The organism is Amycolatopsis kentuckyensis (assembly GCF_002155975.1).
Taxonomy (GTDB): domain Bacteria; phylum Actinomycetota; class Actinomycetes; order Mycobacteriales; family Pseudonocardiaceae; genus Amycolatopsis; species Amycolatopsis kentuckyensis.
On sequence record NZ_MUMI01000306.1, the window covers coordinates 1 to 11,705 of the forward strand.

Genomic DNA, 11,705 nt, shown 5'->3' on the forward strand with positions numbered 1-11,705 from the left:
GGAACTCGCGAGTTCCGGGTCTAATCACGCGAGTTACGGGTCTGATCACGTGAGTTCGGGGTCTGATCACGTGGGTTACGGGTCTGATCACGGGGGATCGGTGGCGGGAATCGGGTCAAGCTGGGGGTGTGGCGCGGTCTTGGGTCAGGAAGCGCCGCCGACGCGGCGGATGACCTTGGCCAGGATTCCGGACACCACCATCCAGAAGATCGCCGCGATGCCGTAGTTCACCAGCACGCGGAGCTTCTCGTCACTGGGCGTGAACAGGTCGCTGAAGCCGAGCGCCAGGCTGTCCGCCCAGGACTTCACGAACGAGACGATGCCGTTGCCCGGGTTGGCCGAGCCGACCGTGAAGATCACGTGGATCACCAGGAACGCGGCGAAGACCAGGCCGACCCAGCGGACGATCGACGCCACCAGCGAAGCGACCTTGCCGCGCCTCTCGCGCCAGTCGACGGCGGCGCGGCGGGAGACGCGGGTCTCCTCCGACGACTCTGCGTGCTCACCCATGCCCGCAGTTTCGCATGGGACCAGGCCGATTGCTACCCACAAGTAACCGACTGGGTCACGGTTCCATTGCGGCCCGGCTTCCCTCACCCGGCGTTCCGTGGTTATGGTGGGCCCGTGGCGCGTGCTCTCCTGCTTCGCTGCCGCGACGGGGCCTGACCGGACCGGCTCCCCGTCGCGGGGCTTCGTGGTGCCGGTCGCACCCGTCGAGCTGGAGACACCCCAAATCCCATGAGCAAGATCCGCAAACCTTCTCGTCCCGCGCCCGCTGACCAGCCCGCCTGGAACACCCAGCGCGGCACGTCCATGCCGGTGCACCGCTACCGCCCCTGGTACGACCTGGTCGAGAACATCGACCTGCCCGACCGCACCTGGCCCGAGAAGCGCATCGAGCGCGCGCCGCTGTGGTGCGCCGTCGACCTGCGGGACGGCAACCAGGCCCTGATCGACCCGATGTCGCCCGCGCGCAAGCGCAAGTTCTTCGACCTGCTGGTCCGCATGGGCTACAAGGAGATCGAGGTCGGCTTCCCGGCCGCGTCCCAGACGGACTTCGACTTCGTCCGCGAGATCATCGAAGAGCACGCCATCCCGGACGACGTCAGCATCCAGGTGCTGACCCAGTGCCGCCCGGAGCTGATCGAACGCACCTTCCAGGCCCTGGACGGCGCGCCGCGCGCGATCGTCCACATCTACAACTCGACGTCGATCCTGCAGCGCCGGGTGGTCTTCCGCGAGGAGCGCGAGGGCATCAAGAAGATCGCGACGCAGGCCGCGGAAATGGTCGTCGAGCTGGCCGCGAAGCACCCCGACACGGACTTCCGGTTCCAGTACTCGCCGGAGTCCTACACCGGCACCGAGCTGTCCTACGCGCTCGAGGTCTGCAACGCCGTCACCGAGATCTGGCAGCCGACGCCGGAGAAGCCGGTGATCCTGAACCTGCCGGCGACCGTCGAGATGGCCACCCCGAACGTCTACGCCGACTCGATCGAGTGGATGAGCCGGAACCTGGCCCGCCGCGACTCGGTGATCCTGTCGCTGCACCCGCACAACGACCGCGGCACCGGCATCGCCGCCGCGGAGCTGGGCTACCAGGCCGGCGCGGACCGGATCGAGGGCTGCCTGTTCGGCAACGGCGAGCGCACCGGCAACGTCGACCTGGTCGCGCTGGGCATGAACCTCTACAGCCAGGGCATCGACCCGCAGATCGACTTCTCCGACATGGACGAGATCAAGCGGACGGTCGAGTACTGCAACCAGCTGCCGGTCGGCGAGCGCTCGCCGTGGGGTGGCGACCTGGTGTTCACCGCCTTCTCCGGCAGCCACCAGGACGCGATCAACAAGGGCCTCGACGCGCTGAAGGACGCCGCCGACAAGCAGGGCGTCCCGATCGACGAGTACCCGTGGGAGGTCCCGTACCTGCCGATCGACCCCAAGGACGTCGGCCGCACGTACGAGGCCGTGATCCGGGTGAACTCGCAGTCCGGCAAGGGCGGCGTCGCCTACATCATGAAGGCCGAGCACCAGCTCGACCTGCCGCGCCGGCTGCAGATCGAGTTCTCGAAGGTCATCCAGCGCTACACCGACTCCGAGGGCGGCGAGGTCGACCCGACCACGATGTACAACGCCTTCTCGGCCGAGTACCTGGAGCTGAAGACGCCGCTGGAGCTGGTCCGCCAGCACGTCCGCGACAACGGTGACGGCGAGTACGACATCACCGCGACCGTCCGCGTGGAGGGTGACGAGCACGAGGTCACCGGCCGCGGCAACGGGCCGATCGCGGCGTTCTTCGACGCGCTGTCAACGGTCGGGTACGACCTGCGCCTGCTGGACTACAGCGAGCACACGCTCTCCCCGGGCGACGACGCGCGCGCCGCGTCGTACATCGAGTGCGCGATCTCGGACCGGGTGTTCTGGGGCATCGGCATCGACCCGTCGATCGTCACGGCGTCGCTGCGCGCGGTCGTCTCGGCGGTGAACCGCGCCCACCGGTAGTCCGTGAAAGCCGAGCGGCTGGTCGCGCTGCTGTTCACGCTGCAACGGCGGCGCAGCGCGACCGCCGCCGAGCTCGCCGCGGAACTGGGTGTCTCGGAGCGCACGATGCACCGCGACCTGGCGGCCCTGCGCGAAGCGGGCGTTCCGCTGTGGACGGAGCAGGGCCGGCACGGCGGCTTCCGCCTGGTCGACGGCTGGCGCTCCGGGCTCGACGGGTTGACGGCGCGGGAGGCCGTCGCCCTGTTCGCGCTGGGGGCACCGGACGCGCTCGCCGGGCTCGGCCTGGACACGGCGGGCAGCGCGGCGCGCGCGAAGGTGTCCGCCGGAATGCCCGCTGAGCTGCGGGAACACGCGGCCTTGGTGGCCGGGCGGTTCCACCTGGACGCGCCGGGCTGGTTCGGTTCGCCGGACGAGCCGCCCTCGCTGGCGGCGGTGGCGCGGGCGGTGTGGTCCCAGCGGCGGGTCTCGGTGGCCTACCAGCGCCGGGACAAGGTGGCCGCGCGGGAGCTGGAACCGCTGGGGCTCGTGCTGAAAGCGGGCGTCTGGTACCTGGTCGCGCGGGTGGTGCCGGACGACGCTCTGCGGACCTACCGGGTGTCGCGGATCCTCGACGTCCGGACGTCGGACGTGCCGTTCGAGCGGCCACCGGAGTTCGACCTGGCCGACTGGTGGCGCTCGTCGTCGGCGACGTTCGAGCAGGTCGCGCGGCCGGTGCGGGTGCGAGCCCGGCTGCACCGGACCGCCGTGCGCGAACTACGCCGGGTGTTCGGCGGGGAGCACCTCGCGGACACCGTGGTTTCGCTGGGGACGCCGGACGAGGACGGCTGGGCCGAGGCCGAGCTCGCCCTGGAAGACGGCGAGATCGGCCTCGGTCAGCTGGTCGGGTTGAGCCCGGGGGTGGAGGTGCTGGACCCGCCGGAGTTGCGGGCGGCCTTGGCCGCGATCGGCGCGGAACTGGCCGCCCGCAACGCTCAGCGGTAGCCGGTGGTGTCCGCGGGCTTTCCGGCGTCGGCCACCTCCGTCATGTACCGCCAGCCGTCGGGGCGGCTGCCGTCGACGTCGTCCACGCCGTACTCCTTCGCCAGCTGCCCGCTGTTCACCGTCTGCCCGGTCCACCGGTGCCGGTCCGGGTCCGCCGCGAGCGCGGCCACCGTGCGGCCGCAGAACGTCGGCGTCTCCGAGATCGCGAAGTGGGGGACGCGCTCGCAGGCGTCGCGCCAGTTGTCCTCCGTCACCCCGTAGATGTCCAGCATCGCCTCCGACCGCAGGTATCCCGGCGTGAACGCCACGGCCGTCGCGCCGTGGGACGCCAGCTCGGCCGCCTCCCCGATCGCGAGCAGGTGCGCCGACGCCTTCGCCAGGTAGAACGGCAGTGATGTGCCCTCGCGGTACTTCGCGTTGTACTCGGCCGTCCCGTCGGTCAGTTCGACGACCAGGCCGCCCGGTCGCTTGATCAGCAGCGGGAGCAGGAAGTGGCTGGTGATCAGGTGCGCGTCGATGCCGAGGCGGATCATGCGCAGGCCCGCCTCGAGGTCGTGTTCCCACACCGGCTTGCCCCAGCCGAGGTGCTGGTCACCGCCCCACAGGCCGTCGATCAGGATGTCGAGGCGGTCGATTCGCCCGGCCAGCGCCTCGACCTCGTCCGGCACCAGGTGGTCGACGCGGATCGCCTCCGCCTCGCCGCCGGCCTTCTCGACCAGCTCGGCCGTCTCCTCGATCGTCTCCGGACGGTCCACTTCGGACCGTCCGGCGCGGGTCGTCCGGCCGGTCACGTACACGAAGGCGCCCGCGCGGCCGAGTTCGACGGCGATCGCCCGGCTCGCGCCCCGCGTCCCGCCCGCCACCAGGGCGACTTTTCCGGAAAGTGTGCTCATGCGCCCAGCCTCACGGCGAACCATGACAACTCCTGGCATGGTTTCGGCGACTCTGTGGAAGAGCTGTCGGGTTGCTGTGAGTCCCCGCCGATCGGGAGTGATCGGCGGCGAGCAGGCGGTTAATGGAGGTGTGGACGGATCGACGGCGGGACTGCTGGTGCTGTTCGTCGTCTCGCTGGTGCCGCTGCTGCCCACCGAGGTGACCATCCTCGGCATGGGCGTCGCGGCGGCGCAGGGCGGGACGTCGCTGGCGCTGGTGATCGCCGTGGCGAGTGCCGGGTGCCTGGCGTCCGACCAGGCGCTCTACGCCCTCGGCCGGTTCGGTGGCCGGGCGGCGCTGGACCGGCTGAGCAGGCGGAAGAAGATCGCCGACGGCCTCGGCTGGCTCGACGGGCGGCTGCAGCGCCATCCCCGGCCGGTGCTGGTGGTCGCCCGCTGGCTGCCGTCGGGCGGGACGCTCGGTGCCTTGCTCGCCGGATCACTCCGGTGGCCGATGGCGGAGTTCTTCGCCGCTTCGGCCATCGGCGTCACACTCTGGACGTCGTACGTGGCCTTCCTCGGCTACGCCGGCGGCCGGATCGTCACCGAACCCGGGATCAGCCTGCTGCTCTCCCTGGCCGTGGCCCTGGTCCTGGGTTCGGTGATCACCTACCGCGTCCGGCACAGCGTCAAAGCGACTTGACGGCTTCCAGGATGTCCGCCGGCTCGGTCCGCGTGACGAAGTCCGGGTGGACGTCGACGAACCGGAGCACCCGGTCGCGGCCGACCACGACGACCGCCGGGTGGACCAGCTCCCAGGTGCCGTTGACCTCCTCGAGGTCCGTGCCGAGCGTCACCATGGCCTCCCGCACGGGCTCGGACACCGGGTAGCTCAGCCCGAGCCCCCGTGCGACCGTGCTGCCGACGTCCGAAAGCACCGGGAACGCCAGGTCCGGCCGTTCGCCGTCCGGCCGCTGCGGGCTGATCGCCACCAGGGTCGCGCCGAACTTCGCCAGCTCGGGGAGCACTTCCTGCTGGTAGGTGCGCAGGGTCAGGTTGCAGTACGGGCACCACTGGCCGCGGTAGAACACGAGCACCGCCGGTCCCTCCGCGACCAGTTCGCTCAGGCGCGTCTTCGTCCCGTCGGCGCCGGGCAGCTCGAAGTCTTCGATTTCCGCGCCGACGTCGGCGAACTTCGTTCCGGCGGCCCGGCGCCGGTCCGCCTCGAGGACCGCGGAGATCTCCGGCGGCAGGGCGCCCCGGAGGTGGTCGTTCAGCCCGGTCAGGGCGTGGTCGAGCGTCATGGATCCCCCTAGCTGATTGTACTGATCGGTACAGTGAGCCGAACTGTACTATTCAGTACATGGAGGCGCAAGCGGCTTCGACCCCCCGCGGCAAGCGGACCCGCGACGCGATCGTCGACGCGGCGGCCGGGCTGATGTACGTCGACGGCGTCGCGGGCACGAGCGTCGACAAGGTGCTCGCCGCGAGCGGGGCCGGGAAGTCGCAGATGTACCACTACTTCAAGAACAAGGAGCAGCTGGTCGCGGCCGTGATCGACCGCTACCTCGAGCAGATCCTCGGCAACCAGCCGGCGATCTTCACGCTGGCCTCCTGGGCCGACCTCGAGACGTGGACCGAGCAGCTGCTCGACGTCCACCGGCGCGCGGGCGGCCCGATCGCCTGCCCGCTGGGCAACCTCGCCGGGGAGGTCGGCGACAACCCGCAGCTCGCGCCGCTGGTCGACCAGGCGTACCGGACGTGGGAGTCGCACCTGGCGCGCGGGCTGACCACGTTGCGGGACAAGGGCGAACTCGCGCCCGACGCCGACCCCGCGCGGCTGGCGCAGGCGGCGATGACGTCCGTCCAAGGTGGACTGCTGCTGGCCCACATCCGGCACGACCTCACCGCGCTGGAGGACGCGCTCGGGATCGCGCTGGCGTACCTGCGCGGCTTCAAGCGGTGAGCTGACCGACCTCCGCGCGCAGTTCCTCGATCACCTGGGCCACCGCCGGCCGCTGACGGGCGCCCGTGCGGCAGACCGCCTCCACCAGCCGGGCCGCGCGGATGCCGGCCAGCGGCCGCCCGACCAGGCCGCTCCCGCGGCGGGTGTCCATCGTGTAGCGCGGCAGCAGCGCGATGCCGTGCCCCGCGGCGACCAGCCGCTCGGTGATCCGGAAGTCGTTGATCCGCTGCACCACCACCGGCCGCACGCCGGTGCGGATGGTCAGCGAACGCAGCACGTCGTCGACCGGGAAGCCGAAGTCGACGCTGATCCAGCGTTCGTCCGCCAGCTCGGCCAGCTCCACGCGGCGCTGGTTCGCCAGCCGGTGCCCGGCCGGCAGCGCGACGTCGAGGGGTTCCCGCAGCAGCGGCACCACTTCGAGCCGGCTCGAGTCGAACTCCGGCGCGTGCTCGTCGCGGTGCGCCACGACGACGTCGTAGTCCGCGACCAGTCCGGGCACCTCCGGCGGCGTCATGTCGACGTCCCGGACGTCGATCTCCAGGCCGTCGTACCCGGCGACGCGCGACAGCAGCCCCGGCAGCAGCATCAGGCCCGCCGACTGGAAGATCGCGATCCGCACCCGCCCGCGCGGCGCGCTGCGGTAGGTGTCCAATTCGGACTCGGCCCGTTCGAGCGCGGCGAGCACCTCGTCGGCGCGAGCGACCAGCGCTCGGCCCGCGTCGGTCAGCCGCAGCCCCCGGCCCGCGGGCTCGGTGAGCGGCAGGCCGACTTCGCCCTGCAACGCGCGCAGCTGCTGCGAAACCGCCGACGGCGTGCAGTGCAGGGCGCGCGCGGCCGCCGTCACGCTCCCGCGATCGGCGAACTCCCGCAGCGTGCGCAAGCGACCCAGATCCACGGCGCCAGCATACGTGAAGCACAGCTACAAGGTTCCTGAAGATATATTCGCTGGTTCTTCATGGTCGCCGTTGCCACAGTGGAGGCATGCCCGCTCGTGACCGTCTGCTCGCCGTGCTCGTCGCCGTCCTGTGGGGCCTGAACTTCCTGGCCATCCACGCCACGCTCGGCCAGTTCCCGCCGGTGTTCGCCGGTGCGCTGCGGTTCGCCGTGATCGCCGTCCCGACGATCCTGTTCGTGCCGTGGCCGAAGGTGAAGGTGCGGCACCTGCTCGGCTACGGCCTGGGCTTCGGCACCGGGCAGTTCGCGTTCCTGTTCATCGCGATGGACACCGGGATGCCGACCGGGCTCGCATCCCTGGTGCTGCAGGCGTCGGCGCCGTTCACCGTGCTGCTCGGCGCCGTCTTCCTGCGCGAACGCGTCACGCCGCACCAGCTGGCCGGCATCGCGCTGGCCGTGGCCGGGATGGCCGCGATCGCGTGGCAGCGCTCCGGCCACGCCGCCCTGCTGCCGATGCTCCTGACCCTGCTGGCCGCGCTGAGCTGGGCGTTCGGCAACCTGAGCACGCGCAAGGCCGAGCCGGACAACCCGCTGCACTTCACGCTGTGGATGTCGGTGGTGCCACCGCTGCCGATGTTCGCGCTGTCGCTGGTCATGGAGGGCCCGGCCGCGCAGTGGCGGTCGCTGACGACGCTCGGCACCCCGACCGGCCTGACCGCGCTCGGCGGGCTGACCTACGTCGTGCTGATCGGCACGGTCGTCGGATCCGGCCTGTGGACGACGCTGATGCGGCGCAACCCGGCCGGCGTGGTGTCGCCGTTCTCGCTGCTGGTGCCGGTGGTCGGGCTGACGGCGTCGTTCGTGTTCCTGGGCGAGCAGCCGACCTGGCTGGAGGTCGGCGCCGCCGCCGTCGTGATCGCCGGGGTGCTGCTCGGCTCGCTGCGGCTCGCGCCCAAGCGGGAGCTCGTCGCGGTTTAGGCGGCGGTCTCTTCCTGCTTCTCCTCTTCCGCGTGGTTGCGGCCGAGGCGCTTCTTCATGACGAAGAAGACGACGACGCCGATGATGATCGCGGCGACCAGGCCGAACTTGGAGAACCGGCCGAGCCACTCTTCGGCGACCACGCCGAGGTAGTAGACGGCCGCGGTCGTGCCGCCCGCCCAGACGATGCCGCCGGCCGCGTTCGCCAGCAGGAACTTCGGGTAGTGCATGCGCAGCGACCCGGCGAGCGGGCCGGCGAGGATCCGCAGGAACGCGATGAACCGGCCGAGGAAGACGGCCCACACGCCACGTTTGTTGAAGATCCGTTCGGCGTTGGCCAGGTGCGTCGGCCCGAAATGCTTCGGGAATTTCCGGCCGGCCCAGGCGAACAGCCGTTGCCCACCGGTTTTTCCGATGAAGTAGCCGATGCTGTCACCGATGATGGCGCCGGCGCTGGCCAGGATGCCGATCCAGAGCGGACTCAGCGTGTCGTGCTGCGAGGCGAGCAGAGCCGCGCTGACCAGCACGATTTCGCCGGGCAGCGGAATCCCGAGGCTCTCGATCATGATCACCGCACCGACGATCAGGTACACCGAGAGCGGCGGGATCGCCTCCAGCCATTGGTCGATGTGCACAGCCCGTACCCCCTGGGATTTACGTCCGGATCGGTGTTCGCTTTCCGAAGGGTACCGGGGGTGCGGTACCCGGGGCGGCCTACTCAGGTATTGCCCGGCGTACGACTTTGGTCGGGGTCAGCCCAGCGCGGCGAGTGCCGGGGCGACCGGAAAATCCCCGGAAACGACGTCGAAGCCCCGGTTTTCGGTGAGCGGCTCGGCCAGCGTCCCGACGAGCACGGCGGCCACGTCCGACCGGCTGATCCGCCCCGGCTCGAGGTGCCCGCCGGCCTTGACCCGGCCGGTCGCCGGGCCGTCGGTGAGCGTGCCGGGCCGGACGATGGTCCAGGTCAGCGCGGATTTCCGCAGGACGCTGTCGGAGATCTGCTTGGCGAGCAGGATCGACCGCACGAGCCGGTCACCCTGGTCGGGCGAGTCGGCGAACTGCGCGGAGAGCTGAACGTACCTGGGCACCCCGGCCTGTTCGGCGGCCCGGATGGCGGCGATGCCCCCGTCCCGGTCGACGAGGTTCACCGATTCGGGTTCCGGATCGGGCGCCCCAACGGTGTTGATGACGACGTCGGAGTTCTCGAAGACCTCGACGAGCACATCGGGATCCGCGGTGACATCGGCAACGACGGGCTCGGCCCGAAGGTCGCGAAGAACCTCGGCGCGGCCCCGGCTGCGAAGGCCGGCCCGGACGCGGTGCCCTTTCGCGGCGAGCATGCGGACGACGTGGAACCCGGTTCGCCCGGTGGCACCCAGCACGGTGACCTGCATGGGTCGATGGTGCCGCAGGTGGCGCGGATGTGCCGGGTACCGGAGTTGTCCACAGGGTTCACCCCCATGTGGACAACTCCGGTGGACGATGGCCGATCGGCCGGTTTCGACGGTGGGCGCCGATAGACTGGACTTGGGCACGGCCCCCAGGGAGGGTGGGCTCCGCGGGAGAGCGGCCTCCGCGAGACAGCGGCCTCCGCGAGACAGCGGCCTCCGCGAGACAGCGGCCTCCGCGAGACAGCGGCCTCCGCGAGACAGCGGCCTCCGCGAGACAGCGGCCTCCGCGAGACAGCGGCCTCCGCGAGACAGCGGCCTCCGCGAGACAGCGGCCTCCGCGAGACAGCGGCCTCCGGCGGCGACAGGGCCCCACCGGCGACAGGGCTCCGGCGGCGACCGGGCCCCCGGCGAGGTCGTAGCGCCCCAGGTACCTCACCGGCAGTAAACGGCACGCTGACAGCCTGACCGGCACCCCACCCAGACCTCCCCCGCAACCCCGATCCGAAGCCAGAACACGGACGGCAGCGCCGGGTCAAGGCACGCTTTCCCGCCTTGACGCGGTGCTGCCGTCCGTAGTCACAATCGGGCATCGGGGTGGCGGCCCCACCAAGGTCCACCAAGGTCCACCCTCCAACCCGACCCAAGCTCAGGGCTTCAGGTCGACCGCCGCCCGAAACGTGCCGTCCATGTGGAACGGCGTCGAATCGTGCACGTGGGTGATCCGCCACTGCGCACCCTCCCGGCGGAAGCACACCGTCGAACGGAACCACAGCTCGAAGCCCGCCGGTGCGCCCTTCGGCGTGGTTGCGAGGCGGTTCAGTGCGTGGCAGTACGCGATGTCGCCGCCGATTGTCAGCTCGAGGTCGCGGATCTCGTACTCGATCGGGCCCTCGAACGTCTCGAACCACGCCCGGCGCCCCTCGACGTCGATGACCTCCGCTCCCCGGTGCACCAACGGCGGCGCCAACGTGAACGCCACGACGTCGGGCGCGTAGTGCGAGGCCAACGTCTCCGCGTCACGGGTCGTCATCGCCACCTCACGGGCCGCCATCAGGTCGCGGATCTGCTGCTCACTCATGCCATTCTCCTCAAGGTCGGTGCTTGCACAGGAGACGTAGGCGCCGCCGGACGGATTTCGACAGGAGACCCCAGTGAAATACGTGGTCCTGATCTACGGCAATCCCGAGTCGCGCTCCGCTTGGGCGGGCATGAGCGACGAGCAGCGGGCCGCCGGGCTGGCCTACTACCAGCAGCTCAACGACGAGCTCGATGCCTCCGGCGAGCGGATCGTCTCCGAGCGGCTCGCCTTCCCGGAACTGGCCACGCGGATCGGGCCGATGGCGACCGACGGGCCGTTCGCCGAGGCCAAGGAGTTCCTCGCCGGCTTCTACCTGCTCGACTGCGAGACCGGAGAACGCGCCCTCGAGATCGCCGCCAGGTTCCCGGAAGCCTCTTTCGGCGTGGTCGAGGTGCGGCCCGTGATGGGGTTGCACGGGCCGGAGCTGTGACCGACGTCGAACTCCTGCTCCGCGAGCTCGCGCCGCAGGTCCTCGCCGCGCTGGTCCGGCGGTACGGCGGCTTCGACACCTGCGAGGACGCCGTCCAGGAGGCACTGCTGGCCGCCTCCCGGCAGTGGCCGGTCGAAGGCCTTCCGGATCACCCGAAGGGGTGGCTGATCACGACCGCGTCCCGGCGGCGGATCGAGCAGTGGCGCAGTGACACCGCGCGGCAGCAGCGTGAGGAAGCCGTCGCGCTCGCCGAGCCACCCGGCAGGGAGCCGGCCAGCGGGGTCGACGACACCCTGACCCTGCTGCTGCTCTGCTGCCACCCGGCGCTGAAGCGGCCGTCGCAGGTCGCGTTGACGCTGCGGGCGGTCGGCGGGCTGACCACCGCCGAGATCGCGCGGGCCTTCCTCGTCCCCGAGGCCACCATCGGCCAGCGGATCAGCCGCGCGAAGCAGAAGCTGAAAGGCGAACGGCTCACGAACGACCAGCGCCCCGAACGGCTCGCCGCGGTGCTGCAGGTGCTGTACCTGATCTTCACCGAGGGCCACACGGCCAGTTCGGGGGACGCGCTGAGCCGCGTCGAGCTGACCACCGAGGCGATCCGGCTGGCCCGGCAGCT

The 11,705-nt window shown here is 70.8% G+C and carries 14 protein-coding genes; 7 read left to right on the forward strand and 7 right to left on the reverse strand.

From position 1 onward, the window contains the following. Positions 1-144: 144 nt before the first annotated feature. On the reverse strand, positions 145-510 hold the full coding sequence (locus CCN39_RS27490) for a hypothetical protein (protein WP_086846703.1): 366 nt from the start codon (positions 508-510) through the stop codon (positions 145-147). A 228-nt stretch (positions 511-738) separates the two neighbouring features. On the opposite strand from CCN39_RS27490, the gene leuA reads away from it, so the two are divergent. After that, entirely contained in the window at positions 739-2,499 is a 1,761-nt protein-coding gene (leuA, locus tag CCN39_RS27495; protein ID WP_167455197.1) for a 2-isopropylmalate synthase, read from the forward strand. Positions 2,500-2,502: 3 nt separating this feature from the next. Next, positions 2,503-3,480 carry a helix-turn-helix transcriptional regulator gene (locus CCN39_RS27500; protein ID WP_086846707.1) on the forward strand — a complete coding sequence of 326 codons (978 nt, stop codon included), beginning with the start codon at positions 2,503-2,505 and terminating at the stop codon, positions 3,478-3,480. On the opposite strand, the gene CCN39_RS27505 is transcribed toward CCN39_RS27500, so the two are convergent. Next, positions 3,471-4,373: an SDR family oxidoreductase gene (locus tag CCN39_RS27505; RefSeq protein WP_086846709.1), complete on the reverse strand. Its 903-nt coding sequence runs from the start codon at positions 4,371-4,373 to the stop codon at positions 3,471-3,473. The two genes, CCN39_RS27500 and CCN39_RS27505, sit on opposite strands and share 10 nt — an antisense overlap. Before the next feature lie 130 nt (positions 4,374-4,503). Between CCN39_RS27505 and CCN39_RS27510 the strand changes: the two genes are divergently transcribed. Then, the gene (locus CCN39_RS27510) at positions 4,504-5,055 is read left to right on the forward strand and encodes a DedA family protein (RefSeq protein WP_086846711.1); all 552 of its coding nucleotides are present in this window, start codon (positions 4,504-4,506) and stop codon (positions 5,053-5,055) included. Here the strand turns inward: CCN39_RS27510 and CCN39_RS27515 are convergent. Continuing rightward, positions 5,042-5,656 carry a peroxiredoxin-like family protein gene (locus tag CCN39_RS27515; protein WP_086846712.1) on the reverse strand — a complete coding sequence of 205 codons (615 nt, stop codon included), beginning with the start codon at positions 5,654-5,656 and terminating at the stop codon, positions 5,042-5,044. The two genes, CCN39_RS27510 and CCN39_RS27515, sit on opposite strands and share 14 nt — an antisense overlap. Before the next feature lie 59 nt (positions 5,657-5,715). Between CCN39_RS27515 and CCN39_RS27520 the strand changes: the two genes are divergently transcribed. Further along, positions 5,716-6,318 (forward strand): TetR/AcrR family transcriptional regulator, encoded by a 603-nt coding sequence (locus tag CCN39_RS27520; protein ID WP_086846714.1) that lies wholly within the window; start codon positions 5,716-5,718, stop codon positions 6,316-6,318. Here CCN39_RS27520 and CCN39_RS27525 read toward each other — a convergent pair. Next, positions 6,308-7,213: a LysR family transcriptional regulator gene (locus CCN39_RS27525; RefSeq protein ID WP_086846716.1), complete on the reverse strand. Its 906-nt coding sequence runs from the start codon at positions 7,211-7,213 to the stop codon at positions 6,308-6,310. The two genes, CCN39_RS27520 and CCN39_RS27525, sit on opposite strands and share 11 nt — an antisense overlap. Before the next feature lie 86 nt (positions 7,214-7,299). On the opposite strand from CCN39_RS27525, the gene CCN39_RS27530 reads away from it, so the two are divergent. Then, entirely contained in the window at positions 7,300-8,190 is an 891-nt protein-coding gene (locus CCN39_RS27530; protein ID WP_086846718.1) for an EamA family transporter, read from the forward strand. Here the strand turns inward: CCN39_RS27530 and CCN39_RS27535 are convergent. The 3 genes from CCN39_RS27535 to CCN39_RS27545 form a co-directional block, all read right to left on the reverse strand. After that, positions 8,187-8,825, reverse strand: a complete 639-nt coding sequence (locus CCN39_RS27535) for a DedA family protein (RefSeq protein ID WP_086846720.1) — start codon at positions 8,823-8,825, stop codon at positions 8,187-8,189. The genes CCN39_RS27530 and CCN39_RS27535 overlap by 4 nt on opposite strands. A gap of 117 nt (positions 8,826-8,942) precedes the next feature. Continuing rightward, positions 8,943-9,584 carry an SDR family oxidoreductase gene (locus CCN39_RS27540; RefSeq protein WP_086846722.1) on the reverse strand — a complete coding sequence of 214 codons (642 nt, stop codon included), beginning with the start codon at positions 9,582-9,584 and terminating at the stop codon, positions 8,943-8,945. Positions 9,585-10,227: 643 nt separating this feature from the next. Next, the gene (locus CCN39_RS27545) at positions 10,228-10,659 is read right to left on the reverse strand and encodes a YybH family protein (protein ID WP_086846724.1); all 432 of its coding nucleotides are present in this window, start codon (positions 10,657-10,659) and stop codon (positions 10,228-10,230) included. A gap of 73 nt (positions 10,660-10,732) precedes the next feature. Between CCN39_RS27545 and CCN39_RS27550 the strand changes: the two genes are divergently transcribed. Both CCN39_RS27550 and CCN39_RS27555 read left to right on the forward strand, forming a co-directional pair. Beyond that, positions 10,733-11,089, forward strand: coding sequence for a YciI family protein (locus CCN39_RS27550; protein WP_086846726.1), 357 nt, complete (start codon positions 10,733-10,735; stop codon positions 11,087-11,089). Continuing rightward, a partial coding sequence (locus tag CCN39_RS27555; protein ID WP_279629588.1) for an RNA polymerase sigma factor occupies positions 11,086-11,705 on the forward strand: 620 nt, incomplete at its 3' end. The genes CCN39_RS27550 and CCN39_RS27555, both read left to right, overlap by 4 nt.